Genomic DNA, 24,794 nt, shown 5'->3' with positions numbered 1-24,794 from the left:
GATGGAGTGGCATCCCCCGCACCCGCCCCGGAACCCTCCGGCGCACGCCCCGGCGCTCCCCGGGGGCGGACCGGGGCAGACCGGCCGTGGTCAGAACCACCCCTGGGAGTCCGGTAGAGTTGTCCAGGTCAGCAGGCGCCGCTAGCTCAGTTGGTTAGAGCAGCTGACTCTTAATCAGCGGGTCCGGGGTTCGAGTCCCTGGCGGCGCACAGACACCGAAAGGCCCTCCGTTCCGACGGAGGGCCTTTTCGTACTGTTCACGCGACTCCCCGATGCCGCCAGCGCCCCCGCGCACCCCTGGGTCCCGCCGGGCGCGAGCGCTACGGTTGCGCCATGGCACGCGACCTCCAGGAGCGGATCAAGAAGCTCATCATCGACCAGCGGCTGCCCTCCGGGTCCCCGCTGCCCACCGAGCCGGAACTGATGGAGCGGCTCGGCGTCAGCAGGAACTCGGTGCGCGAGGCACTGAAGGCGCTGCAGGCGATGGGCATCGTCGAGATCCGGCACGGCTTCGGCACCTATGTCGGGCCGATGTCGATGGCGCCCATGATCGAGGGCCTCACGTTCCGCACCGTCGCGGGCCACTACCGCGGCGAGGACAGCCTGCTGCAGCTCCTCGAACTGCGCGAGGCCGTCGAGACCGGCCTCATCGCCCGCCTCGCCGGCTCCATACCCGCCGCGGACCTCGCCGACCTCGACGCCCTCGTGGACCGCATGGACGCCGAGGCCGCGGGGCCCGACGGCGCCGTGCGCGCCGACACCGACCGCGCCTTCCATGCCGCCCTCTACAGGTGCCTGGGAAACCGCCTGCTCAGCGAGGTCCTGGAGGCGTTCTGGGACGCCTTCCACCGGGTCCGCACCGACCTGGTGGACGTGCCGCAGGACCCCAAGGTCACCTGCCGCCAGCACCGCGAGATCCTCGACGCCGTGCGCTCCTCGGACGTACTTCGGGCCGAGCGGGCGATACGGGAACACTTCGGTAACATTCGCACCCGGCTGAGCGCTCCCGCCTCAACAGCCCTCCCCCATCCCGCTTATGACCGGTAAACTGCTTGTTTCGCTCTTGCGATCATGCATAGGCGCGTAGAACCCTGACGGGAAGCCTGGGCACGGCCCGGCTCTCATGAGGCGCGCGGTACAGGGCAGTTGGGGGGCTTGGACGCCGGCCGCAGAGAGCCCGTGTGAACGCCTGGACGGGGGTCCCCGCGTTCATGAACGGATGTCGAGGGGGGCATCATGCAACCGGAAGGTCGCCTTTCGCTGTCTTACGCGAGGGTGACCTGCCACTGATGCGTCCGCGAAGGTCGAGGGGGACCGGGCGGGCGACAAGGACCGACGAACACGCGGGCGGCCGCGTGCGGGGGGATGACTCATGACGTCGACGCCGGCCGGCGAGCGGCACAGCGACCCGTCTCAGCGGAACAGCGATCCGTCTCAGACGACCCAGTTGCGGGTGCCGTCGCACCGGACGGGCGGCTTCAGACGCATCAAGAAGTCGCTGCCACGCTACGACTACGAGCACTACAGCCGACTGGCCGGCCCCCTCACCCAGCCGGACCCCGCGAAGCCGTACAAGGTCCAGTACCGCTCGCTGCTGTCCCAGGAACCCCACCGCATCCGCGCCGCCCTGATGCTCGGCGCGGCCCCGCTGCTCTCCCTCGTCCTGCTCGCCTGGCTGCTCCAGCCCGAGCACTGGACGGAGCGTGACTACGTCGCGAACGACTGGCTGCCGGTGCTCGACATTGTCATGCTCGTCTCGATCGGCCTGATCGAGTTCTTCCGCTGCATGAACGTCCTTTCCAACGCGCACGCCACCCTCGTGGCCCGCGACCCGGTCCCCGTGGTGCCCGAGACGGGCACCCGCGTCGCCTTCCTCACCTCGTTCGTGCCCGGCAAGGAGCCGATCGAAATGGTGACGAAGACCCTGGAAGCGGCGGTGAAATTGCGCCACCGCGGGCTCCTGCACGTCTGGCTGCTCGACGAGGGCGACGACCCCGAGGTCAAGGCGGTCTGCGCGCGTCTCGGCGTGCACCACTTCTCCCGCAAGGGCGTCGCGAAGTGGAACCAGGCCAAGGGCCCGCACCGCGCCAAGACCAAGCACGGCAACTACAACGCCTGGCTGGACGCGCACGGCGACAACTACGACTACTTCGCCTCCGTCGACACCGACCACGTCCCGATGCCCAACTACCTGGAGCGGATGCTCGGCTTCTTCCGCGACCCGGACGTGGGCTTCGTCATCGGCCCGCAGGTGTACGGCAACTACGACACGTTCGTCACCAAGGCCGCCGAGTCCCAGCAGTTCCTCTTCCACGCCCTGATCCAGCGCGCCGGCAACGCCTACGGCTCCCCGATGTTCGTCGGCACCTCCAACGCCGTACGCATCAGCGCGCTCAAGCAGATCGGCGGTCTGTACGACTCGATCACCGAGGACATGGCGACGGGCTTCGAGATCCACCGCGCCAAGAACCCGGCCACGGGCAAGAAGTGGAAGTCGGTCTACACCCCGGACGTGCTGGCCGTCGGCGAGGGCCCCAACGCCTGGACGGACTTCTTCACCCAGCAGCTCCGCTGGTCGCGCGGGACGTACGAGACCATCCTGAAGCAGTTCTGGAAGGCACCGTTCTCGCTGCCGCCGGGCCGCCTCTTCAACTACACGATGATGGTCATCTTCTACCCGATGTCCGCGATGAACTGGATCCTGGCGGCGCTGAGCTGCGCCCTGTTCCTGGGTCTCGGGGCGTCCGGCGTGAACATCGACCCGACGATCTGGCTGATGCTGTACGGCAACGCCTCGGCGCTGCAGATCGGCCTGTACATCTGGAACCGCCGCCACAACGTCTCGCCGCACGAGCCCGAGGGCTCCGGCGGCGTCGCGGGCATGGTGATGTCGGCGCTGTCCGCGCCGATCTACGCGCGCTCCCTGATGGACGCCGCGCTGCGCCGCAAGTCCAAGTTCGTCGTCACGCCCAAGGGCGACTCGGCGAGCCCGGACACGCTGTTCGGCACGTTCCGCATCCACTTGTTCTTCATCCTGGTCTTCGCCGGTTCCATAGCGGCGGCGTACGTGTACGACCACGCGCATCCCGCGATGATCATCTGGGCCACGTTCGCGCTGCTCATCACGGCCGCGCCCATCTTCGCCTGGCGGCACGGCATGCGGCAGGAGAAGAAGAAGGCCGCCGTGCCCGCGGGCGCCTCCGGCGGCGCGGGCCCGTCCGAGAACGTCCCGCAGCCGCGGCACGCCGCGCCGACCGCCTCCGCGCCCGCGCCGCAGCCGATGCCGCAACACGCCGCCCAGCAGCACGCCCAGGCGGGCGCCCAGCCGGGCGCGCAGCCGCATCCGCAGCAACAGCCGCCCCAGGAGTACCCGCCGCACTCCGCGCCGCAGCACGCGCGGCCGGCGCCGCACGCGCCGCAGCAGAAGCCCAGTTGGGCCTCGAATGACGAGACCATGCAGATCGCCCTCGGGAGCCACGAACAATGAAAGACCCGTCCAGCCGCCGCCGCGCCCGCCGCATCGCGATAGGCGCGGCGGTGGTCATAGCCCTGGCCGGAATGAACGGACCCTGGCTGTGGCGCGTGGGCTCCGAGAAGTACCACAACTACAAGATCAACCAGCCGGAGTACAAGGCCGACAACGGCCACTGGAAGGTGATCGACTTCCCGGAGGAGTACCGGCAGAACACGATCCACGCGTCGCTGCTGCACACCGGCAAGATCCTGATGGTGGCCGGATCGGGCAACAACCAGAAGAACTTCGACGACAAGAAGTTCGACACGCGGCTGTGGGACCCGGTCAACAACACCATCAAGAAGATCCCGACGCCGGTCGACCTGTTCTGCACGGGCCACACCCAGCTCGCCGACGGCAAGCTCCTGATCGCGGGCGGCACCAAGCGCTACGAGAAGCTCAAGGGTGACGTCACCAAGGCCGGCGGCCTGATGATCGTGCACAACGAGAACCCGGACAAGCCGATCACGCTGCCCGCGGGCACCAAGTTCACCGGCAAGAAGAACGGCAAGACGTTCGTGTCGAAGGACTCGGTGGTCGTCGAGCGCGCGAAGAAGGTCTTCGACAAGCAGACCGGCAAGTTCCTGCGCAACGACCCCGGCCTCGGCCGGATCTACGTCGAGGCGCAGCAGAGCGGCGCGAAGTACGAGACCGGCACGCAGGACAACTACCGCGTGCAGGGCCTCAGCGGCGCCGACACCCGCAACACGTACGGCATCGCGCAGAAACTCGCCCTGGACAAGAAGGACTTCCAGGGCATCAAGGACACCTTCGAGTTCGACCCGGTCGCCGAGAAGTACATCAAGGTCGACCCGATGAACGAGGCCCGCTGGTATCCCACGCTGACCACGCTCACCGACGGCAAGGTGCTGAGCCTCTCCGGCCTGGACGAGATCGGGCAGTTGGTGCCGGGCAAGAACGAGGTGTACGACCCCAAGACGAAGAAGTGGACGTACACCAAGGGCATCCGGCAGTTCCCGACCTACCCGGCGATCTTCCAGATGGCCGACGGGCGGCTCTTCTACTCCGGCTCGAACGCGGGCTACGGCCCCGACGACGTCGGCCGTGACCCGGGCATCTGGAACCTGAAGACCAACAAGTTCAAGAAGATCCCGGGCATGAGCGACCCGGATCTCCTGGAGACCTCCAACACCGTGGAGCTGCCGCCCGCGCAGGACCAGCGCTACATGGTGATCGGCGGCGGTGGCGTCGGCGAGTCCAAGGAATCCTCCACGAAGACCCGCATCGTGGACCTGAAGGACGCCGACCCGAGGTTCAAGGACGGCCCGGAGCTGGAGAAGGGCACCCGCTATCCGCAGGCGTCCGTCCTGCCCGACGACTCCGTCCTGGTCTCCGGCGGCTCCGAGGACTACCGCGGGCGCGGCGACTCCAACATCCACCAGGCGCGGCTCTACGACCCGCGGACGAAGACCTTCGACAAGGTCGCCGACCCGCACGTGGGCCGGAACTACCACTCGGGCTCGATCCTGCTGCCCGACGGCCGCGTGATGTTCTTCGGCTCGGACTCCCTGTACTCCGACAAGGCCAACACGAAGCCCGGTGTCTTCGAGCAGCGGGTGGAGATCTACACGCCGCCGTACCTGTACCACGGCTCCCAGCCGACGCTGGGCGAGGGCCCCAAGACGATCAAGCGGGGCGGCTCCGGTACGTTCCCGACGAGTCATGCCTCGTCGATCAAGAAGGCCCGGCTCATCCGGCCGAGCGCCACGACGCACGTGACGGACATCGATCAGACGTCCATCGCCCTCGACATGAAGAAGTCCGGCGACAAGGTGACGGTGACCGTCCCGAAGAACCGCAGCCTGGTCGAGTCCGGCTGGTACATGCTTTTCGTGACGGACGACCAGGGAACGCCCAGCAAGGCGCAGTGGGTGCATGTTCCCTGAGCCCCGTTAGGGGCGCGGGGAACTGCGCGATCAGCCCTAGAAAAGCCGCAGACGTGTCTGCTCAGTAACTCGGCAGACGCGTCTGCGGCTTTGTTGTGGCCGGTCGCGCAGTTCCCCGCGCCCCTTAGGTGGGCTTTCCTAGTCGCTGGACTTGGCGAGACCCAAGGCGTACTCAGGCCACCACTGCCCGGCCGGAGGGCCACCCTTGCAGGTGCCGTCGGACTCGCCGGGGCGCTTGACCCACACATAGGCGTCGACCAGATCGTCACCCGTCTTGGTGGTGGGCGCCTCGCCAAGGGCCCGCCCCGGCGGATTGCACCAGCGTTCCTTCTCGTCACCCCCGGTGTAGGGGCCGTTGCCGTTACGGCTGGTGTCGATGACGAACGGCTTGTTGCCGACCTTCGCCGACAACGTCTTGCCGTACGCCTTGCTGGCCTCGGTGGTCTGGAAGTTGGAGACGTTCACGGAAAAGCCGTCGGCCTGCTCGACGCCCGAGCGCTTCAGGGGGTCGTACAGCGAATCCGGCTTCGACCAGCCCGCGTTGCCCGCGTCCAGATAGACCTTCGTGTTCTTCAGGGACTTGAGCTTGGCGACGGCGCCCTTGAGGAGGTCGTACCGCTCCTCGTGGAACTCCGGGGGCGTGCACTGGTCGACCATGTGCAGCACCGCGTCCGGCTCCAGGATGACCGTGGCGGGGCGGTCGCCGATGCCCTTGGCCACGCCGTCGATCCACGCGCGGTACGCGTTGCCGTCGGCCGCGCCGCCCTTGGAGAACTGGCCGCAGTCGCGGTGCGGGATGTTGTAGAGCACCAGCAGGGCGTCCCGGTCGGCCTTCGCGGCCGCTTCCGTGTACCCGCGGGTCTGCTTCTCCGGGTCCTCGGGGAGGACCCACTCGGCCACCGGCTGCTCGGCGATCTTGCGGATCTGCTCGGCGTCGTCCTTCTTGCCGTCCTTCTCGTACGCGGAGACCTGCTTGGCGGCGTTCCCCTCGGGGTTCACCCAGAACGGGTCCTTGCCCTTGGGCTGTTGACTCACCCCGCTGCCGGAACTCTCGTCGTCCTTGCCGTCGCCGTCGGAGGACGAGCAACCGGACAGCAGCAGCGCCGCTCCCGCGAGCGCGACCGTCGCCGTCACCCCCCTGGCCGCGAAGCCTCGCCCGCGACCTGTGTTTCTGCGGTACATCCACTCCCCCTTGGGTGCACTGTCCGGTGCTCAATCCTGACATAACTACGTGCGGCCCACGAGGCCCGCCCATCTGGGCGACCCACCTGTAGAAGACCTGTTACAGCACGCCGAAGCGGGGTAGGCGTGGGGCCGTAGGGGGGCGGCCAAGAAGGGGAGTGCCATGCAAGACCGCACCTCTGCGCTCAGGCTGGCACAGGTCCTTGTGGAAGCCGTGGACACCGTCGCCGACGACTTCGACACCGATCGCCATCTGCGCCGCGTCTCCCAGCACTGCGCCGAGCTCCTCGACGCCCTTGCCGCCGGCGTGATGTACACCGACGGCGGCAGCAGCGTCCGCATCGCCGCGAGCGCCCGGGGCGGTGAGCTGGCCCGGGACCTCCTCGAAGCCCAGCACCTGGGCGGGCCCTGCGTGGACTCCTACACCGGCCGCCCCGTGCGCCCCGTCCGGCTGGCCTCGGCCGACGCGCGCACCCGCTGGCCGGCCTTCACCGAGCGGGCCCGCGCGCGGGGTGTGGGCGCCACGTTCGCGGTGCCGCTGCGGGCCCGGGAGCGGGTGCTCGGCGTGCTCAACGTCTTCGCGGCGGACTGGACGAACGCGGCACGGTCCGACGGCGGCCCGCAAGAGGGCGAAGCCGACAGCGCGTTGGCGCTCACGCAGGCGCTCGCCGACGCCGCCGCGGTCGGGCTGCACAACCACCGCGCGTACACCGGATATCGCAACCTCTCCCGGCAGCTGCAGGCCGCGCTGACCAGCCGGATCCGGATCGAGCAGGCCAAGGGGATACTGGCCGAGCGCTGGGGAACCGGACTTGACGTGGCCTTCGAGGCACTGCGGAGGTACGCGCGGCGGGAACGGCTCGTGATGGACGTGGCCGCCGGAATGGTGATCAAGGGGACGCTGGACGACGCGACGCTGCGCGGCAGCGGGCCGCAGCCGCCGCGGGGCGCCCGGGAAGGCACGTAGGGAACGCAACGAGAAGGCGACGAGAACGCAATGGTGCGCGAGCATGCGTAACCATGCGACCTGCGGCAATAACGCAGCGGATGCAAAAGGCGACTTGGCGTCAAAACCCCTCTAGGCCGCGGCCGCCTTCCGTTCTAGAGTCAGTTCTACGGCCCAAGCCCCCGGCCTGAGTTGACCATTCCGCCACATCCCAAGGCCTCCCGTGCCGGCGCCGGGTTTCTCCCGCAGCTCGAGCGCGCGCGGTCGAGGACCAGCCCGGTCGACGGCTCCGGGGGGAGCGGGTCGTTGGCCGGGCCAGGTTGTGCCCGCGACCGCCGTGCGCCGGAGTGCGCGCCGTGCACACGAGTACCCACGTCAGGGGCGCCCGGACTGGTTGACAGTGTCCATGACCAACTGGGACTCTCCGGGCGACAAGTCCATACATCGAGGCGACGGTTGTCAGGAACCCGGTGCGAGCCCGGGACGGTCCCGCCACTGTGACCGTACGCGCGAACCGCTCACGCGCGCACGGAAGTCAGGAACTGACCCGTCGTCCTCCTGCCATGGGGCGTGGAAACCCCAGAAGGAGGCCCACCGGCATGTCTGTCACGTCTGCGCACGGCGCACCACACAGCGACAGCACGGCGATACAGTCCGCGACGATCCAGACCCGCGACTGGCTGATCGCCGCGGCCGCGGCGATCGTGGCGCTGATCGCGCTGTACGCCGTCTTCATGGACAACGGCTCGCTGATCTCGGCGACCGGCGACTATCTGCACGAGTTCGCGCACGACGGCCGGCACCTCTTCGGTGCCCCCTGCCACTGATCGGGGCCGCACGCACCATGTCGAAGTCGTCCCCGCAGTCCCCGGATTCCCCGAAGACCACGAACTCCCCAACCGCTCCCAGAACTTCTTCCTCTCCTCCCTCGTCCCCTTCCCCCTCCCCCGTGCTCGCCCTGCTCGGCCGCGGTCTCGCGGCCGGGGGGCTCGGCGGGCTCGCCGCGGGCCTGTTCTCGCTGCTGCTCGCCGAGCCGCTGATGGACCGGGCGATCCGCGCGGAGGAGGCCCGTTCGCACGAGCACGAGCCCGCGGGCGGCGCCGTCCAGCACCACGAGGAGCTGTTCTCGCGCTCCACGCAGCACGCGGGCCTGGTCGTCGCGCTGGTCGTGGCGGGCCTCGCGATCGGCGTGCTGTTCGCCGTCGCGTACGCCCTCGTGCACCGGCGCGATCCGCGCGGCAACCCGTGGCCGCGGGCCCTCGCGTTCTGCGCGGCCGCGTTCTGTGCCGTCTCGCTGTTCCCCGCCCTGCGCTATCCGGCGGCCCCGCCCGGGGTCGGGGACGCGGGCACGGTGGGCGACCGGCAGCAGATGTGGTTCGGCGCGGTCGTCATCGGCGTACTCGGCATGTTCCTGGTGTGGCAGGTGTACGTACGTCTCGCACCGCGTCCCGTGCCGCTGCGGCAGGGGGCGGCGGCCGCGACGGCGGTGGCGGTCCTCGTCCTGCTGTGGGCGCTGCCCGACAACCCGGATCCGGTCCCGGTCAGCGCGACCCTGCTGTGGGACTTCCGGATGCTGTCGCTGGCGTCGCACGTGCTGCTGTGGGCGGTGTTCGCGGCGGTCTTCGGCGGCCTCGGGCTGCGCGCGGCCGTCCGCGCGCAGGCGCCGACTGCGGCGGGTGAGACAAGTGGGACCGGCGAGACGGCGGACTACGGTTCGGTCGCGCCGGTGAGATAGGCGGACACGACCACATTGGCCGAGTAGGTGCGGCTGGTGCGGTCGAAGGTGCCGCCGCAGGTGATCAGGCGGAGCTCGGCCCGGCCCTCCTCGCGGGGGCCGTAGGCCTTCCGCGCGCTGAAGTCGTCCCGGCCGAGCACCTGCACGTCGTCCACCGTGAACTCCGCGAGTGACCCGTCGTCCCTGGTCACACGCACCTTCTCGCCCGGGCGCAGGGCGCTGAGGTGGTAGAAGACGGCGGGTCTGCTCTCGGTGTCCACATGGCCGACGAACAGGGAGGTGCCCTTCGCGCCGGGGCGCACCCCGCCTCCGTACCAGCCGACGACGCCGGGCTGCGTGTACGGCGGCGGGTCGATGGCGCCCGCGGGGTCCAGGCCGCGCGCGACGACGGGGGCCCGCACGCCGAGGGCCGGTACGTCCACGCGCTGCGGGCGGGCCGCGGCCAGGGGCTCGCGCGCGGGCGGCAGATCGACGCCCGCGGGGCGGCCGACGGCGGCGACGTCGCCGGTCGTGGGGTCGGAGAGGCCGCCGCGTACGTCGGTGAGCTCGTTGCCCCACAGCCACAGGCCGACCAGCAGGACGGCCCAGGCGACACCCATGACGAGACGGCTGGTGCCGCCGGGGGCGGGCGGGGGCGGGACGCTGTCCGGGTCCGGGCCGGTCACGGTATCGCTCCTCGCGGGGGCGCGGGCTTCATGCCTTGCGGGAGCGTGGGTTTCGCACGTCGCGGGGCCGTGGGCCTCACTCCCGGCGCAGCCGCGGATCTCGCTCCTCGCGGGGCCGCGGGCTTCATGCCTTGCGGGGGCGTGGGTTTCGCACGTCGCGGGGCCGCGGGTTTCACTCCTGGCGCAGCCGCGGATCTCGCTCCTCGCGGGGCCCCGGGCCGCACTCCTCGCGGAGTCACGGCGTCACTCCGGGCGGCGTCGGCGGGCGCTGCGCAGCGCCACCGCCACGGCCGCGACGCCCGCGAGGACCAGGCCGACGACCGCGTGCCGGGTGCCCGGGCCGGTCTCCTCCACCTCGGCGGCCGCCGAGGTGAGGGGGGCGGTGCCGCCGCCTCCGGCGTGTACCGGGGCCGTGGGTGTCTGCTGGGCCGCGGTGACCTGGACGGTGCCGACGCCCTGGTGCGGGTGGCCGTCGCAGGTCACGGTGATCTCGTACGTCCCCGAGACGCCCCGCTTGACGCGGGTGGTCCCGGAGAGGGTGTTCTGCTTGCCGTCGCGGCCGGTCAGCTCGGCGTCCCGGGTGAACGCCCCGGAGCCCGCCGCCCCAGTGGTGCCCTCGCAGCCCGTGACCCGCACGTCCACCTGACCGCCCGGCGTCGCGTTCGCCGGGGTGACCTGGGCCTTCACCTGATCCTGGTCGTGGGCGGCCGCGGGCGCGGGGGCCGCGGTGAGCGCGGCCGCGAGGGCCATGCCGCCTGCGCCACGCACCGCGAGCAAACGTATGCACATCGTGAACCTCCTGTACCAGCAGGTTCCCGCCCCCCACCGCCCACCGCATCCCCGACGCGCCCGTCCGAGCGGGTGGGACCAGGTGGGACGACCGCCCGCGCTGCAACCGCCCCGCCGCTCCGCGGCGGGTTTCCCACCCACCCACCCGTGACTGTCGGACCAGGGGTACTCGGTGGTGCTTGCGCGGCTGCGCAGGAGGGTGGGCCGGTGGCCGGTAGGCCACGCGCCCCCGGCCACCTGCAACCACGGCCTGCGCTGCTGCGCTCCCGCCGCCGAGCGGCGTGCTCCCCGCCCGCCCGTTGGGATGGGGCCAGGAACACTGATCGGCACTTGCGTGGACGTTCCCGCTGGGTTGCGACGGTCCCACAGCAACGGGCGGGCGGGGGCGGAGGCAGCCTGACCGAGGGCCGGGGCCTGCGGGGGGATGGGGCCCGTGGCCGGTGGGTGCGGCTGGTTCGACAGTTACGGGCGGGCGGGTGGGGAACCCGCGGTGGGACGGAGGCAGCGCGGGGCCCACCCGGCAGGGTCAGACCCGGTCGACCAGGTCCGCGATCGAGTCGACGATGTTGGACGGCCGGAACGGATGGCGGTCGATGTCGGCGCGGGTCGTGAGGCCGGTGAGGACGAGGAAGGTCTCCATGCCGGCTTCAAGACCGGCGAGGACATCCGTGTCCATCCGGTCACCGATCATCGCGCTGGTCTCGGAATGCGCCCCGATCGCGTTCAACCCGGTCCGCATCATCAGCGGATTCGGCTTGCCGGCGAAGTACGGCTGCTTGCCGGTCGCCTTGGTGATGAGCGCGGCGACGGCCCCGGTGGCGGGCAGCGGCCCCTCCGTCGAGGGCCCGGTCTCGTCGGGGTTCGTACAGATGAAGCGCGCGCCGCCGTTGATCAGCCGGACAGCCTTCGTCATGGCCTCGAACGAGTACGTCCGCGTCTCGCCGAGGACGACGTAATCGGGCGCGTGGTCAGTCAGCACGTACCCGATGTCGTGCAGGGCCGTGGTGAGACCGGCCTCCCCGATGACGTACGCAGTACCGCCCGGCCGCTGGTCGTCGAGGAACTTCGCGGTGGCGAGCGCGGACGTCCAGATGTTGTCGACGGGGACTTCGAGACCCATGCGGGTCAGCCGGGCCTGGAGGTCACGTGCGGTGTAGATGGAGTTGTTCGTGAGGACCAGGAACGGCTTGCCGGAGTCGCGGAGCTTCTTGATGAACGCGTCGGCGCCGGGGATCGGCACGCCTTCGTGGATGAGCACGCCGTCCATGTCGGTGAGCCACGATTCGATGGGCTTGCGCTCTGCCATGGGGTGCACTCCTGCGGTCTGCGCGGACTGAAGCTGCTGGGGGCGCCGGGACGCCAGTGTCCGGGCGCCCCCAGCGTAATCACGAAGCGCTGATCTTCACCCCGTCGATCACCCAGAACCAGTTGTTGCCTCCGGTGTAGCGGAACCGCACCTGAGCGGTCCGCGCGCCCGCCGGGACCCGGAGCCGCAGGGACTCGACCACGGAGGGCGTGTCGGCGGCGTACGTCTTCACGACGACCGGAGCCCCGCCGTCGTACGCGACGAGCACTTCGCCCTTCTGCGGCGCCTCATGGCGGTAGAACGTCGTGTACGTGAGGGTCGCCGCGGCCCCGCCCCGCACCTCGTACGCGGGGCTGATCAGCGTCGAGTCGAAGGTGCCGGTGAAGGACTTGTCGGACCACTCGTCGCCGTCGGCGACGGCGAAGACGTTCCGCGCGCGGATGTTGAGTTCGCGCTGCTGGTCGCGCTGGGTCTTGGTCCAGAATTCATCCGTCGTGAAGGACCAGCCGCGCCACTCGGTCATGCCGCCGCCGCCCATCCGCGTGTTGTCGACGGACCAACCGCTCGGCGGGGTGTGCGTGAAGCCGATGACGCCCGCGCCGACGCCGGTCTCGTCGACGGGCGGTTTCAGATCCGCCCGCAGCGCATCGAAGTCGTCCGGCGACGGCTGCTGGAACGCGCGGCCGTCGAGCCCCCAGGCCGGGTCGACCGGGACACCGAGATGGACGAGCGCGCTGACGGCGACGTCGGGCATCCGCACGTCGTGCCGCACCGACCCGGCCGTCGCCCCGCCGCCGCGCGCGATGAGGAAGGTCTGCCGCTCGGGCCAGCTCGACCCTCCGTGACCGCCCGCGTCGGTGTGCCCGTGGTCGGCGGTGACCAAGATCAGCCAGTCCTCGTCGCCGTACGTGGCGCGGGAGGTGACCGCGGCCACCATCCGGCCGACCTGGCCGTCGGCGGTCCGGATGGCGTCCAGGTACTCCTGGCTCGCGGCGCCGTGGCTGTGCCCGGCGTGGTCGATGTTGTCGAGCTGTACGAACACGGCGTCCAGGTCGGCGTCCTTGAGTCGGGCGACGGCACGCGCGGTGGTCCCGGTGTCGTACTCCGCGGACGGCGTGGACACCCGGGCGTCGACCTTCGGCGAGAAGATCGTGTCCGTGATCGGCGCCCAGGACGAGACGGCGTACGTGTTCAGGGACGGCTTCGCGGCCTCGATCCGGGTCATGAAGTCCGGGTAGCGGGCGAGGTCGTGGCCGGTGAAGTCGTTGCTGAGCACCTTGTGCTTGTCGGGCCAGACGCCGGTGAGGAGGGTGGACCAGCCGGGTCCGGACGAGGTGGGCGCGAGGGGGTTCGCGTAGAGGGCGCTGGGGGCGGTGAGCCCGTCCGCCATCAGGGACTTGAGGGCGGGCGCGGCGGCGTCCTTGATCCGGTTCAGGAGCGCACCGTCGAGCCCGATGATCAGGACCTTGGGCTTCTTGGCGGCGGCGTGGGCGACGGCGGTGAGGGGTCCGGCGGAGACGGCGAGGGCGGCCCCGAGGGACGCGGCGGAGACGAGGAGCGAGCGGCGGGACGGGCCGTGGGACACGGTTCCTCCAGGGAAGTCGCAACGGAGAAGGAGACAGGGAAAGGGCGTGCGGGCATGCCAACGCCCCTGGCGGTGCAGGGGCGTTGGTCCAGACTCGTTACCGCCCGTCTGAGCAGGCGGGCGGGCGGCGCGACGGTGCTCAGCTGCCGGTGGCCGACTTCCAGTCCTCGACGTACGACGTGAGGTTCTCGGAGATGTCGTCCCAGTCCGGCTCGAAGACCTCGACGCCGTCGATGAGCTTGTCGAGGGCGATGGCGTTGGCGTCGGTGGCCTTGATGTCCTTGCGCGCGGCGAAGCCGCCGCCGATCGCGCTGACCTGCTGCTGTGCCTTCTGGCTGAGCAGGTAGTCCAGGAACTTCTTCGCGTTGGCGTCGTGCGGCGCGTTGTTCACCAGCCCGGCCGCGTAGGGCAGCGCGAAGGTGGTGGGCTTCTTGCCCTCCTTCGCCGGGAACCAGATGCCGAGGTTCGGCATGTCCTTGGACTGGGCGTAGTTCATCTGTACGTCGCCGTTGGCCACGAGCAGTTCGCCCTTGTCGACCTTGGGGGCGAGCTTGCCGGTGGAGGCGGACGGGCCGACGTTGTTGGACTGGAGCTTCTCCAGGTACTTCATGGCGGGCTCCTTGCCGCCGAAGTCGTGCATCGCCTTGATGAGCACGGCGGTGCCGTCGCCCGCGACGCCGGGCGTGGAGTACTGGAGCTTGTTCTTGTACGAGCCGTCGGTCAGCTCGTCCCAGGTCTTGGGCGCCTTGGAGCCGCCCAGTTCCTTCTTGTTGTAGATGAACCCGAAGTAGTTGTTCACGACGGAGGTCCACTTGCCGTCGGGCGCCTTGTTCGCGCCGTCGACCTGCTCGGACCCCTTCGGCTCGTACGCCTTGAGCAGGCCCTTCTCGTCGGCCTGCTGGATGAAGGGCGGGAGCGTGATGATGACGTCGGCCTGCGTGTTGGACTTCTCGCGGACGGCGCGCTGCACCATCTCGCCGGAGCCACCCTCGACGTACTTGACCTTGATGCCGGTCTTCTTCTCGAAGTCCTTGAAGACCTTGTCGTACCAGCCGTCGCCGTTCTCGCCCTTGAGGCCGTCGGCGCTGTAGACGGTGACGACCTTGGCGTCGGAGGCGGCGGAGTCGCCGCCGCAGGCGGTGAGGGTGCCGGCGAGGACGAGGCTGCCGGAGACGGCGGCGAGCGCCCGGACGGGGACGCGGGGGTGACGGGACATGACGTGTCGTACTCCTGACGGGTCGTAACGGGACACAGGGGGACGGGAGTTGGGGAGGTCAGCGGTAGGAGGCCTTCGTACGGATCCGGGAGACGGCGAAGAGGACGAGCAGCGTCGCCGCCATGAGGACCACGGCCAGGGCGGCGCCGGTGAAGGTGGCGCCGCGGTCGGTGGCCGCGTAGATCCGCACGGGGAGCGGGGTCCAGTCCGGCGGGTAGAGCATCATCGTGGCGCTCAGCTCGCCCATGGACAGGGCGAAGCAGAGGCCCGCGGCCGCGGTCAGGGACGGCAGCAGGAGCGGCAGCTTGACCCGCCACAGGACGTACGCGGGCCGGGCGCCGAGGGACGCCGCGGCCTGCTCGTACGCCGGGTCGAGACGCAGGATGGCGGCCGAGACCGACTGGTAGGCGAACGCCGTGACAAGAATGGCATGCGCCAGGACGACGATCGTGGACGTGCCGTTGAGGATCATCGGCGGCTTGCTGAAGGCGACGAGGACCGCGAGGCCCACGACCACCGACGGCACGGCGACGGGCAGCATGAACAGGGTGTCCAGGGTCCGGCCGCACAGCCGCGAAAGCCGTGACGTGCCGTCCCCGTGCCGCTTCAGCCCGGCGGCGGCCAGCGCCGCCCAGGTGCCCGCGGCTAGCGCGATGAGGCTGGCGCCGAGCGCGGTGAGCAGGCTGGTGGTGAGGGCCTGGAGGGATTCGCCGCGGGTGGCGGCGGAGTAGTGCTCGCCGGTGAAGTCGGAGGGGAACGCCCCCGACCAGTGCCCGGCGAACGACGCCGCGACGATCACGAGCAGCGGCAGCGCGAACAGCGGCAGGAACAGGACGAAGAAGACCGCCCAGGTCGCCCACTTGCCCTTGCGGCTATGCACCAGCACGACGGCTCACCACCCGGTACAGGCCGTAGAGGCCCACGGAGATCGCGATGTTGACGACGGCGACGACGCAGGCCGCCGGGTAGTCGGACTCCAGCATCGCCTTGCTGTAGACGAGCATCGGCAGCGTCGTGACGTCCTTGGCCCCGGTGAACAGGACGATCCCGAACTCGTTCAGGCACATGACGAGGACGAGGCTGCCGCCGGCGGCGAGCGCGGGCAGCGCCTCCGGCAGGATCACCTTCCGTACGACCCGCAGGGGCCGCGCGCCCAGCGAGGAGGCGACCTCCAGCTGTGCCGTGTCGATCTGGGAGAACGCGGCGAGCAGCGGCCGCATCACGAACGGCGTGAAGTACGTGATCTCGGCGAGCAGCACGCCCCACGGCGTGGTCAGGAACTGGAACGGCCCGTCCCCGCCCGCCCCCGTCGCGTCCGTCCACAACCCGTTGGCCATGCCCTTGGTGCCGTAGATGAACAGCAACGCGAGCGTGATCAGGAACGACGGGAAGGACAGGAAGACGTCGATGAACTTGGCGACGGCCTTCCCGCCCGGAAACGGCACGAACGCGATGACCAACGCGAGCGCGAACCCCAGCACCAGACACCCGACGGTGGCCCCCACGGCCAACCACACCGTCGTCCCCAACGCCTCCCGAAACGACTCGGAGGCGAAGACATCGGCGTACGGCTGCAGCGAGGTCCCCCCGGCGTCGGGCTGCACGGACTGCTGCACGACAAGGGCGAGGGGGTAAAGAAACACAAGCCCAAGCAGGGCGACGGGCGGCAACGCCCACACAAACGCCGGGACACGAACTCGCCTTTGCGGCTCTTCCCGCCGTTCCCGCTGTCCCGGCTGCCCTGTCTGTCCCGGCTGTGGGCCGCCGTCCTGTTCCCGCTCCCGCTGTGGGCAATCGTGCCGCAGGGCGGCACGGGTGGGCACAGCCCCACGACCAGGTTCACCGTCAATCAAGCGCTCAGCAGGCCTACCCATCGGTCACCCCAGCGGCCAACAGCACCGCGTCCTCCGGCGCAAAGTGCAACGTAACCTCGCCCCCAAGAACAGGCGGCTCCCGCAGCTCCCGGACATCCGCCTTCACGGCGTGACCCCTCACATCGACGTACAGCCGATGCGTGGCCCCACGCCACTGCACCTCGGTGACCGACCCGGTCAGGGAGTTGGGCCCCGGCCCGAGCCCCACCAGATGCGGCCGCACGCACAGCGTGGCCGAAACCCCGGCGGCCACCTCCCCGGTGTCCACCTTCAACTCGGCCCCACCCAGGGAAACCGAGCCGACCCCCACAGAAACCGGAAGCAGATTCGCGTTGCCGACGAACGAGGCGGTGAACGCGGTCCGCGGCGCCCGGTACAGCTCCTGCGGAGTCCCGCAGTCCCGCAACCGAGCCCGATCCATCACGGCGATCCGGTCAGCGAGGGTGAGCGCCTCGACTTGGTCATGGGTGACGTACAGAATCGACACGTCGGGCAACTCCCGGTGCAGCCGGGCGAGTTCGGCCAGCATCCCGGACCGCAGCTGCGCGTCGAGCGCGGACAGCGGCTCGTCGAGCAGCAGCACACCGGGCCGGATGGCCAACGCCCGCGCGATGGCGACACGCTGCTGCTGCCCGCCGGACAGCTCACGGGGATACCGCTTGGCGTACGCGGCCATCCCGGTCATCTCCAAGGCGTCGGCCACCCGCCCGGGGACCTCGGCCTTGGCGGCCTTCTGCGCCTTCAGGCCGAAGGCCACGTTCTCCTCGACCCGCATGTGCGGGAACAGCGCGTACTGCTGGACGACCATGCCGATGCCGCGCCCGTGCGGCGGCAGCGCGGTGACGTCCCGGCCGCCGATGAACACCCGCCCGGACACGGGCCGCACGAATCCGGCGACGGCCCGCAGCGCGGTGGTCTTCCCGGACCCGGACGGCCCGAGCAGCGCCATGACCTCGCCGGGCTCCACCGTGAGGTCGAGGCCGTCGAGCACGACGTTCTTGCCGTACGCGACGGAGACGGACTCGAAGCGTATGCCGCTGCTCATCGCCCGAAGCCCCGCAGCAGCGCGGGCAGTTCGGCCACCGAGCCGAGCACGTGGGTGGCCCCGGCGTCCGCGAGCGCCGCCGCGTCGTGGGCGCCGGTGAGGACACCGGCGACGACCCCGGCCCCGGCGCGCACCCCGCTGCGCATGTCGTACGCGGTGTCCCCGGCCACGGCGATCTCGCGCACGGAGTCGGCGGCGCCGGTGCGCAGGAACGCGGCGAGCACCATGTCGGGGTAGGGCCGCCCACGGCCGCCCGCGTCGGCGGGGCACAGGGTGAGGGCGACGAGGTCGCGCCAGCCGAGGGCGTCGAGGATGGCGTCCTGGGTGACGCGGGCGAAGCCGGTGCTCAGCGCCACGGTCAGGCCCGCGGCCTTCAGCTCCTCGATGGCTTCGCGGGCCCCGGGGACGGGCGCGATGCGCCCGCCGTCCACCAGCTCCCCGTACGCCTTCTCGAAGGCCACGTTCGCCTGCCGCGCGAGCGCCTCCTCGCCGAACAGGTGCCGGAAGACGGAGATCTTCGACTCGCCCATGGTGGCGCGGACGTACTCCAGCTTCGCGGCGTGGTCGGCCGAGCCCTCCTCGACGCCGAGCTCGCGCGCGGCGGCGGAGAAGGCCTGCTCGACCAGGCCCCCGTCGGCGACGGTGGTCCCGGCCATGTCGAGCACCACAAGTCGTACGTTCTCAGTCGGCTTGTCGGTCATTCCAGTCACTTCGGTCACCATCCCAGCTCGTCGGCGGTCTTCTCGGCGATCGCGGGCGAGCAGGTCATGCCGCGCCCGCCGGGCCCGGTGACCAGCCAGACGCCGTCGCGCACGCGCTCGCGGTGGACGACCCGGCTGGTGTCGACGCACTGCGCGTACACCCCCGCCCAGCGCCGCCGGATCTTCGGCAGCGGCCGTCCCAGGAAGCCCTCGACGACCGCGGTGAGGTGGTCGTAGGGGTCTTCGAGGGTGTCGAAGGCGAAGGGGTGCTCGTATTCGTGGGTGTCGCCGATGGTCAGGCCGCCGTCGGCGCGCTGCACCATGAGCAGCTGCATCTTGTGGGCGGCGGCGGTCGGCTCCTGGGCCTGCCCGGCGTTGAGGGCGTCCAACTCCGGCGACTTGTACGCCGGGTAGTAGCGGAAGCTGTCGGCGTCGGCGACCGAGGTGGTGAGCGGCTCGCCCAGCGGGTCGGTCTGCATCATCTGCAGGCGGACGCGGCGCACGGGCAGTTCGGGGGCGAGTTCCCGCACCAGGCCGCCGAGCCAGGCGCCGGTGCACAGCACCACGACGTCACCGGTGTGCACGTCGCCGTGGTCGTCGCGCACCGCGCACTCACCGACGACCTCGCGGACCTCGCGCCCCGGCAGGAACGTGTAGCGCGGGGACGCCAACAGGGCTTCGCGGAGCCGCAGTTGGGCCGTGCGCGGCTCGACCGCCGCGTCGCGCTCGCACCACAGGGCGGCGGTGAACTCGCCGCGCAGCGCCGGGTTGAGCGCGCGGGCCTCGTCGGCGCCGAGCAGCTTGTAGCCGCGGGCGGCGGCGTCCGGGCGGCCGAGCGCGGCTTCGGCGACGGCCCGCTCGTGCTCGTTCCGTACGAGGGTCAGCGAGCCGTTGGCGCGGAAGCCCAGGCCCGGCACGCGGGCGCCGATCTCCTCCCACAGCTCGCGGGCGCGCAGGGCCGTGTCCAGCTCCTCGCCGCCCGCGCGGCCGCTGACCCATATCTGCCCGAAGTTGCGGAGCGACGCCCCGCGGGCCTCGCTCTCGCGCTCGATCTGTACGACCTCGTGGCCGCGCTCCACTGCGTGCCAGGCGTGCATGGTTCCCACCACGCCGGCTCCTACGACGATGACTCTCACGACGGCAACGCTCCTGTCGACGGGTGACCCGGCGGGGGCCGGTCGGCAACGGGACGGTGAACGGCCGCTCAAGCTTGGCCCAGACCCGTTATCATCCCGTAATCACGAGGGGTCGACGGGCGTACGGGAAGGGGGAGTTCGGGCGGGTTCAGCCGCCCTGGTTCAGCCCTGGGTTCAGCCCTCGCCGGCCAGGTGCGTCGTGAAGGAGAAGCGGTCGCCGCGGTAGAGGGTGCGCACGCGCTCCAAGGGCCGCCCCTCGGTGTCGCGCGAGACGCGGTGGATCAGCAGCATGGGCAGCGCGGGCGGCGTCCCGATGAGCAGCGCCTCGCGCGGGGTGGCGAGGACCGTCTCGATGCGCTCGTCGGCGTCGCCGAAGGAGATGCCGAGCCGTTCGCGCAGGTAGGCGTAGAAGGACGAGTCGGGCTCGAAGTCCCGGTCCAGGCGCGGCACCCGCTCCACGGACACGTACGTGGACTCCAGGCCCACCCGCTCGTCGTCCGCGAGCAGCACGCGCTCCATGTGCCAGACGGGCTCACCGACCGGGACCCCTATGTCGGCGGCGAGCGCGGCCGTGCAGGGGAAGCGGTCGAGCGAGATGAGATTGCGGCCCGGGGTGCGGCCCTGCCTGCGGACACCCTCGGTGTAGCTGGCGAGCGACAGGGGCTGCTCCAGCTTGGGCCCGGCGACGACGGTGCCGCGGCCCTGGCGGCGCAGCCGCCCTTCGAGGAGCAGTTCCCGCAGCGCCTGCCGCACGGTCTCGCGCGCGACCTCGTACCGCTCGGCCAGGTCCCGCTCGGTCGGCAGGGTCTGCCCGTCGCCCAGCTCGTCGATCAGCTCCGCGATGCGGGCCTTGACGGCGTAGTACTTCGGGATGCGCCCGTGCTCGGGGATGCCGGAGCGGATCGGGGCTCCGGGGGCCTGGTCGCGCAGGTGGTCGGGCGGGGCGGCGTTGGGGTTGTCCACGGGCCCGATGTTCGCACGTCGGGACCCCGTACGAGCTGCCGGTACGGGGAAGGCCGGGCCCGTGCCGCCGGACTTGCTTCGGCTGGTGGCGGCACGGACTCGGCCTTTCCGGATGGGCGGGACCGGCTGGTTCAGCTCCTTCTGGCCCGAAGGCGCCGAGATCCCACCACAAGGGCCGTGCCGCCGAGGAGGAAGACGGCGGCGGTGGCCCCGAGCCCGGGCAGTCGCCCCGGGCCGGTCTTCGCGAGTTCGCCGGCGGACGGACCGGTGGGCCCGCCCGCCTCGACGATGTCGAACGCGTAGTCGTTGGACGCGCCCACCCAGTCCCCGTCGCCGTCACGGCGCCGCACGACGGCGGCGCTCGCCACGACCCGGTCGGGCGCGGTGTCGGAGGTGAAGGCGAGGCGGAGGCCGACGGTGACGGTGCGGCCGGGGGCGATGGTGAAGCCGGGGAAGGCGGCGGGGTCGTGGGGGGCGCCGGACTCGTGGGCACCATCGGCCGCGTCGCCGCCGTGGGCTCCGCCCGTCGCACCGCCACCGCCCCCGTCGCCGAGGACGCCGACGTGCTCGTCCCGGTCCGTCCGCTCGAACCGCACCGGCCGCCGCCGCTCCCCGTCGTCGAACTCCAGCAGGATCTGGCGGGGCCGCAGCGCCTTCCTGCCGTCGACGAGTACGACGACGGGGTGGACGTTGCCGCAGGTCTCGCCCGTGGTGTTGGTCAACTCCAGCGACCAGCGCCGGAAGCCGCCGCCCGGCTCGTAGGTGGCGGGGCCGCCGCTGATGCGCGTACCGATCGGGAAGTCGTCGCCCGCGGCGGTGGCGCAGGTGGGCCGGAGGGCGGCGGGCCCGCTCTCGCCCGGCCGGTCGCCCGCGGCCGCCGGCACCCCGGCCACGGCGGGCGCGAGGGTGACGGTGGCGGCGACGGCGACGCCTGCCGCGAGAGAACTGCGAAGTCGCATGGAGGGCCCTTGCTGGCGGCCGGCCGGAGGTGTTGCTCCACCCCGTACGGCCGAACTGACGGCGGGACAAGGCCCGTTGGGGTTCTCGGCGCGGGGCCGGGAAGCAACGGGTCGCGGCCCAGACCCTGCCACGCGCGCGCGACCCCGCACAGGGCTCGCCGCCCCCAGGGACCCGTTCGGCTGGCCGATTCCCCCCTAACAGCCGATTCTTCCGACTCTTCGTCAAGTCCGATTGGCGGGAAAGGCGACGCTCGCGCGGCCGAACAGCGGGGCGAGGACCAGCTGCGCGGCACCTTCCGCGACCACCCGCTCCCCGCCGGGCGCGACCGCGACGCCGACGGCCGCGCGGGCGCCCTCGCGCCGGGCGCGCTCGGCGACGACGGCCCCGACGCCGCGTACGAACAGGTCCTCGGCGGCGGCGACGGTCCGCCCGCCGAGCAGGACGAGGTCGATGTCGAGCAGCGCGACCAGGTTCCCGGCGGCGGTGCCGAGCACGCGCGCGGCCTCGTCGAGGTCGCCCCGCGCGACGGCGGCCAGGCACAGCGCCTCGACGCACCCGCGATCACCGCACTCGCACGGCGGCCCGTCCAGTTGCAGCACCTGATGCCCGAACTCCCCGGCCCCGGTACGGGCCCCGCGATACAGCCCACCGCCGAGCACGAGCCCCGCCCCGAGCCCGGTCCCAAGATGCAGATACGCAAACGACTCCGCGGCCCCACCGAGCGCAAGCCCGAGCGCGGCAGCATTGGTGTCCTTGTCCACGGCAACGGGCAACCCGAGCCGCGAGGCGAGGGCGTCCCGCAGGGGGTACCCGTCCCACTCCGGAAACCCAGTAACGCGATGCAACACCCCGGCCTCATGGTCAAGCGGCCCGGGCAGGGCGACGCCTACGCCGAGAACAGCAGCCCCCGCCACAGGCACCCCACCGACCACTCCTGCTCCCCCTGCGGGCGACGCCCCGCCGACCGCTCCCGCTCCCGCTAGTGGCGTCCCACCTGCGGCCCCCGCTTCCGCCCCCGCCCCCGCTGCGGGCGACGCCCCGCCGACATCCCCGCTCACCGCTGTGGGCAGGCGTTCCGCACGGCGGAACGGGTGGGCACAGCCCCCGGTGCCGGGCGCCCCTGCTGCAACACCAGCCAAAGGTGCCCCGACCAGCAGGGTCACCGCCCCCACAGCAGCCTCCACGACGGCGTCGACCCCGGCCGCGAAGTCCAGCGAAGCCCGCCGCTCGGCGACGACGACCCCCGACAGGTCGACCAGAACGGCAACCAAAGCGTCCCGGTCCAGGTGCACCCCCACCGCGTACCCCGCATCAGGGACAAGCCGAAGCAGCGTCTGGGGCTTCCCCCCAGTGGAAGCCCGACGCCCCGCGTCGGCCACCAACCCGTCCCCGCGCAGCCGCGCAACAATCTTGCTGACGGCCTGCGGCGTAAGCCCAGTCCGCTCGGCAAGCTCAGGCCGCCCGACCCCCGCGCCCCCGGCGCCCCGCAGAAGATCGAGCACCAGCGCCGCATTGTGCCCACGCAACCCCGGCAGATTCACCCCGGCCCCCGGCCTGTTCTCCCTGTTCACACCCCCATTGTCGCCACCGCTTGCACTTTGGCAACACCGTTGCCAAAGTAGAGAGCATGACTGAAGGCAAGAACGACCTCCGCGTGGGCCTGATCGGCTACGGCCTCGCGGGCTCCGTCTTCCACGCCCCCCTGATCGCCGCCACCGGGGGCCTGACCCTGGACACGGTCGTCACGTCGAACACCGAGCGGCAGGCCCAGGCCCGCGCCGAGTTCGGCGACGGCCTGCGCTGCGCGGCCGACGCCGACGAGCTGTGGGCCCGCGCGGACGAGCTCGACCTGATCGTCGTCGCGTCCCCGAACAAGACGCACGTACCGCTCGCGACCGCCGCGCTCAAGGCGGGCCTGCCGGTGGTCGTGGACAAGCCGCTGGCGGGCACCGCCGCCGAGGCCCGCGAGCTCGCCGCCCTCGCGGACGAGCGCGGCCTGCTCCTCTCCGTGTTCCAGAACCGCCGCTGGGACAACGACTTCCGTACGCTGCAGAGGCTCGTCGCCGACGGCGAGCTCGGCGACGTATGGCGCTTCGAGTCCCGCTTCGAACGCTGGCGCCCGCAGCCCAAGGGCGGCTGGCGCGAGTCCGGCGACCCCGAGGAGATCGGCGGCCTGCTGTACGACCTGGGGAGCCATGTGGTCGACCAGGCCCTGGTCCTCTTCGGCCCGGCGGTGCGGGTGTACGCGGAGGCGGACGTCCGCCGCCCCGGCGCGCAGGCCGACGACGACACGTTCATCGCCGTCACGCACGCAGGCGGCGTCCGCTCGCACCTGTACGTGAGCGCGACGACCGCGCAGCTCGGCCCGCGTTTCCGCGCGCTCGGCTCGTCCGCGGGCTATGTGAAGTACGGCCTCGACCCGCAGGAGGCCGCGCTGCGCGAGGGCAAGCGGCCCACGGACGAAGGACCGTGGGGCGTGGAGCCCGAGGCGCTGTGGGGCCGCGTCGGCGCCGGCGAGTCCCCGCTGACCGGCGGCGGCCGCCCCGAGCCCACCCTCCCCGGCGACTATCCCGCGTACTACGCCGCCGTGGCCGCCGCCCTGCGCGGCGAGGGCGCCAACCCCGTCACCGCGCACGAGGCCGCCGCGGCGCTCGACGTGATCGAGGCCGCGCGCCGCTCGGCCGACGAAGGCGTGGCGGTGACACTGTGAGCGCGGGGCCCGCAGAGCAGACGGCAGAGCAGCCCGCACAGCAGACGGCCCCCGCCGAGCAGGCAGCCGTCACCGCCCCGGCGGCACCCGCCGCCCCCTCCATCTCCGAACTGGAGGAGCAGGAGCGCCGTCTGACGCTCCCTCACTTCACGTACGAGGACGCGTGGGCGCTCGGCTGTCTCCTCGTGGAGATGGCGCGCGAGCGCGCGGCGCCAGTCGCCGTCGACATCCGGCGCGGCGGCCAGCAGCTCTTCCACGCCGCGCTGCCCGGCTCGACGCCCGACAACGACGCGTGGATCGACCGCAAACGCCGCGTCGTCGAGCGGTACGGCTGCTCGTCGTACCTGGTGGGCAGCCGGTTCCGGGCCAAGGGCAGCACGTTCGAGGAGTCCTCGCGCCTCGACCCCGACCGGTACGCGGCGCACGGCGGCGCGTTCCCGATCGCGGTCGAGGGCGCGGGCGTCATCGGCACGGTGGTCGTCTCGGGCCTCCCCCAGGTCGCGGATCACGCGCTGGTGGTGGCGGCCCTGGAGCGGTTCACCGCGTCCTGACACCGACTG

Annotated in this window: 22 protein-coding genes, 1 tRNA gene and 1 riboswitch; of the genes, 9 read left to right on the top strand and 14 right to left on the bottom strand. The window is 71.4% G+C overall.

The window, feature by feature from the left end:
* Nucleotides 1–135: 135 nt before the first annotated feature.
* The 4 genes from AC0KTA_RS23820 to glxA all read left to right on the top strand — a co-directional run bounded on the left by AC0KTA_RS23820 (nt 136) and on the right by glxA (nt 5,421).
* A tRNA-Lys gene (locus tag AC0KTA_RS23820) sits at nt 136–209 on the top strand.
* Nucleotides 210–333: 124 nt separating this feature from the next.
* Nucleotides 334–1,047, top strand: coding sequence for a FadR/GntR family transcriptional regulator (locus AC0KTA_RS23815; RefSeq protein WP_481050251.1), 714 nt, complete (start codon nt 334–336; stop codon nt 1,045–1,047).
* Between the two features lie 325 nt (nt 1,048–1,372).
* A complete protein-coding gene (locus AC0KTA_RS23810; protein ID WP_481050250.1) occupies nt 1,373–3,487 on the top strand; it encodes a glycosyltransferase family 2 protein in 2,115 nt (704 codons plus the stop codon).
* Complete coding sequence (gene glxA / locus AC0KTA_RS23805) at nt 3,484–5,421, top strand: radical copper oxidase GlxA (protein ID WP_481050249.1); 1,938 nt, start codon at nt 3,484–3,486, stop codon at nt 5,419–5,421. The genes AC0KTA_RS23810 and glxA overlap by 4 nt, the downstream gene beginning before the upstream one ends.
* 138 nt (nt 5,422–5,559) lie before the next feature.
* On the opposite strand, the gene AC0KTA_RS23800 is transcribed toward glxA, so the two are convergent.
* Complete coding sequence (locus tag AC0KTA_RS23800; protein ID WP_481050248.1) at nt 5,560–6,603, bottom strand: glycoside hydrolase family 6 protein; 1,044 nt, start codon at nt 6,601–6,603, stop codon at nt 5,560–5,562.
* Nucleotides 6,604–6,766: 163 nt separating this feature from the next.
* On the opposite strand from AC0KTA_RS23800, the gene AC0KTA_RS23795 reads away from it, so the two are divergent.
* The 3 genes from AC0KTA_RS23795 (at nt 6,767) to AC0KTA_RS23785 (ending at nt 9,284) form a co-directional block, all read left to right on the top strand.
* A complete protein-coding gene (locus AC0KTA_RS23795) occupies nt 6,767–7,570 on the top strand; it encodes an ANTAR domain-containing protein (protein ID WP_481050247.1) in 804 nt (267 codons plus the stop codon).
* Between the two features lie 395 nt (nt 7,571–7,965).
* Nucleotides 7,966–8,114: riboswitch (cobalamin riboswitch) on the top strand.
* Nucleotides 8,115–8,148: 34 nt separating this feature from the next.
* On the top strand, nt 8,149–8,376 hold the full coding sequence (locus tag AC0KTA_RS23790; protein WP_481050246.1) for a CbtB domain-containing protein: 228 nt from the start codon (nt 8,149–8,151) through the stop codon (nt 8,374–8,376).
* 122 nt (nt 8,377–8,498) lie between these two features.
* Nucleotides 8,499–9,284 (top strand): CbtA family protein, encoded by a 786-nt coding sequence (locus tag AC0KTA_RS23785; RefSeq protein WP_481050245.1) that lies wholly within the window; start codon nt 8,499–8,501, stop codon nt 9,282–9,284.
* On the opposite strand, the gene AC0KTA_RS23780 is transcribed toward AC0KTA_RS23785, so the two are convergent.
* The 13 genes from AC0KTA_RS23780 to AC0KTA_RS23720 form a co-directional block, all read right to left on the bottom strand.
* Nucleotides 9,257–9,883 carry a class F sortase gene (locus AC0KTA_RS23780; RefSeq protein ID WP_481056540.1) on the bottom strand — a complete coding sequence of 209 codons (627 nt, stop codon included), beginning with the start codon at nt 9,881–9,883 and terminating at the stop codon, nt 9,257–9,259. The genes AC0KTA_RS23785 and AC0KTA_RS23780 overlap by 28 nt on opposite strands.
* Nucleotides 9,884–10,192: 309 nt before the next feature.
* Nucleotides 10,193–10,738, bottom strand: coding sequence for a hypothetical protein (locus AC0KTA_RS23775; protein WP_481050244.1), 546 nt, complete (start codon nt 10,736–10,738; stop codon nt 10,193–10,195).
* A gap of 526 nt (nt 10,739–11,264) precedes the next feature.
* Nucleotides 11,265–12,044: an HAD-IIA family hydrolase gene (locus AC0KTA_RS23770; protein ID WP_481050243.1), complete on the bottom strand. Its 780-nt coding sequence runs from the start codon at nt 12,042–12,044 to the stop codon at nt 11,265–11,267.
* A gap of 79 nt (nt 12,045–12,123) precedes the next feature.
* Nucleotides 12,124–13,629 (bottom strand): alkaline phosphatase family protein, encoded by a 1,506-nt coding sequence (locus AC0KTA_RS23765; RefSeq protein ID WP_481050242.1) that lies wholly within the window; start codon nt 13,627–13,629, stop codon nt 12,124–12,126.
* A 139-nt stretch (nt 13,630–13,768) separates the two neighbouring features.
* Nucleotides 13,769–14,845: a 2-aminoethylphosphonate ABC transporter substrate-binding protein gene (locus AC0KTA_RS23760; protein WP_481050241.1), complete on the bottom strand. Its 1,077-nt coding sequence runs from the start codon at nt 14,843–14,845 to the stop codon at nt 13,769–13,771.
* A 58-nt stretch (nt 14,846–14,903) separates the two neighbouring features.
* Nucleotides 14,904–15,731: an ABC transporter permease gene (locus AC0KTA_RS23755; RefSeq protein ID WP_481050240.1), complete on the bottom strand. Its 828-nt coding sequence runs from the start codon at nt 15,729–15,731 to the stop codon at nt 14,904–14,906.
* Nucleotides 15,718–16,650 (bottom strand): 2-aminoethylphosphonate ABC transporter permease subunit, encoded by a 933-nt coding sequence (locus tag AC0KTA_RS23750; RefSeq protein WP_481056539.1) that lies wholly within the window; start codon nt 16,648–16,650, stop codon nt 15,718–15,720. The genes AC0KTA_RS23755 and AC0KTA_RS23750 overlap by 14 nt, the downstream gene beginning before the upstream one ends.
* Before the next feature lie 61 nt (nt 16,651–16,711).
* Nucleotides 16,712–17,764, bottom strand: coding sequence for an ABC transporter ATP-binding protein (locus AC0KTA_RS23745; RefSeq protein WP_481050239.1), 1,053 nt, complete (start codon nt 17,762–17,764; stop codon nt 16,712–16,714).
* On the bottom strand, nt 17,761–18,465 hold the full coding sequence (locus AC0KTA_RS23740) for a phosphonatase-like hydrolase (protein ID WP_481056538.1): 705 nt from the start codon (nt 18,463–18,465) through the stop codon (nt 17,761–17,763). Before AC0KTA_RS23740 ends, AC0KTA_RS23745 begins: the two co-directional genes overlap by 4 nt.
* Before the next feature lie 14 nt (nt 18,466–18,479).
* Complete coding sequence (locus AC0KTA_RS23735) at nt 18,480–19,601, bottom strand: TIGR03364 family FAD-dependent oxidoreductase (protein ID WP_481050238.1); 1,122 nt, start codon at nt 19,599–19,601, stop codon at nt 18,480–18,482.
* Between the two features lie 174 nt (nt 19,602–19,775).
* The gene (locus tag AC0KTA_RS23730; protein ID WP_481050237.1) at nt 19,776–20,564 is read right to left on the bottom strand and encodes a GntR family transcriptional regulator; all 789 of its coding nucleotides are present in this window, start codon (nt 20,562–20,564) and stop codon (nt 19,776–19,778) included.
* A 131-nt stretch (nt 20,565–20,695) separates the two neighbouring features.
* Nucleotides 20,696–21,523: a hypothetical protein gene (locus tag AC0KTA_RS23725; RefSeq protein WP_481050236.1), complete on the bottom strand. Its 828-nt coding sequence runs from the start codon at nt 21,521–21,523 to the stop codon at nt 20,696–20,698.
* A gap of 222 nt (nt 21,524–21,745) precedes the next feature.
* Complete coding sequence (locus AC0KTA_RS23720; protein ID WP_481050235.1) at nt 21,746–23,095, bottom strand: ROK family transcriptional regulator; 1,350 nt, start codon at nt 23,093–23,095, stop codon at nt 21,746–21,748.
* Nucleotides 23,096–23,151: 56 nt separating this feature from the next.
* Here AC0KTA_RS23720 and AC0KTA_RS23715 point away from each other — a divergent pair, with 56 nt between their 5' ends.
* Nucleotides 23,152–24,234 (top strand): Gfo/Idh/MocA family protein, encoded by a 1,083-nt coding sequence (locus AC0KTA_RS23715; RefSeq protein WP_481050234.1) that lies wholly within the window; start codon nt 23,152–23,154, stop codon nt 24,232–24,234.
* A 101-nt stretch (nt 24,235–24,335) separates the two neighbouring features.
* Nucleotides 24,336–24,785 carry a heme-degrading domain-containing protein gene (locus AC0KTA_RS23710; protein ID WP_481056537.1) on the top strand — a complete coding sequence of 150 codons (450 nt, stop codon included), beginning with the start codon at nt 24,336–24,338 and terminating at the stop codon, nt 24,783–24,785.
* The last annotated feature ends 9 nt before the right edge of the window (nt 24,786–24,794 follow it).

Source organism: Streptomyces sp. Y309 (assembly GCF_056712025.1).
This window is presented reverse-complemented; position numbering and strand designations above follow the sequence as displayed.

Excerpts from the sequence above, each read along its gene's own strand:
- AC0KTA_RS23815 (WP_481050251.1), top strand. The coding sequence starts at position 334 with ATGGCACGCGACCTCCAGGAGCGGATCAAGAAGCTCATCATCGACCAG.
- AC0KTA_RS23810 (WP_481050250.1), top strand. The coding sequence starts at position 1,373 with ATGACGTCGACGCCGGCCGGCGAGCGGCACAGCGACCCGTCTCAGCGG.
- glxA (WP_481050249.1), top strand. The coding sequence starts at position 3,484 with ATGAAAGACCCGTCCAGCCGCCGCCGCGCCCGCCGCATCGCGATAGGC.
- AC0KTA_RS23800 (WP_481050248.1), bottom strand. The coding sequence starts at position 6,603 with ATGTACCGCAGAAACACAGGTCGCGGGCGAGGCTTCGCGGCCAGGGGG.
- AC0KTA_RS23795 (WP_481050247.1), top strand. The coding sequence starts at position 6,767 with ATGCAAGACCGCACCTCTGCGCTCAGGCTGGCACAGGTCCTTGTGGAA.
- AC0KTA_RS23790 (WP_481050246.1), top strand. The coding sequence starts at position 8,149 with ATGTCTGTCACGTCTGCGCACGGCGCACCACACAGCGACAGCACGGCG.
- AC0KTA_RS23780 (WP_481056540.1), bottom strand. The coding sequence starts at position 9,883 with ATGGGTGTCGCCTGGGCCGTCCTGCTGGTCGGCCTGTGGCTGTGGGGC.
- AC0KTA_RS23775 (WP_481050244.1), bottom strand. The coding sequence starts at position 10,738 with ATGTGCATACGTTTGCTCGCGGTGCGTGGCGCAGGCGGCATGGCCCTC.
- AC0KTA_RS23770 (WP_481050243.1), bottom strand. The coding sequence starts at position 12,044 with ATGGCAGAGCGCAAGCCCATCGAATCGTGGCTCACCGACATGGACGGC.
- AC0KTA_RS23760 (WP_481050241.1), bottom strand. The coding sequence starts at position 14,845 with ATGTCCCGTCACCCCCGCGTCCCCGTCCGGGCGCTCGCCGCCGTCTCC.
- AC0KTA_RS23745 (WP_481050239.1), bottom strand. The coding sequence starts at position 17,764 with ATGAGCAGCGGCATACGCTTCGAGTCCGTCTCCGTCGCGTACGGCAAG.
- AC0KTA_RS23740 (WP_481056538.1), bottom strand. The coding sequence starts at position 18,465 with ATGACCGACAAGCCGACTGAGAACGTACGACTTGTGGTGCTCGACATG.
- AC0KTA_RS23725 (WP_481050236.1), bottom strand. The coding sequence starts at position 21,523 with ATGCGACTTCGCAGTTCTCTCGCGGCAGGCGTCGCCGTCGCCGCCACC.
- AC0KTA_RS23715 (WP_481050234.1), top strand. The coding sequence starts at position 23,152 with ATGACTGAAGGCAAGAACGACCTCCGCGTGGGCCTGATCGGCTACGGC.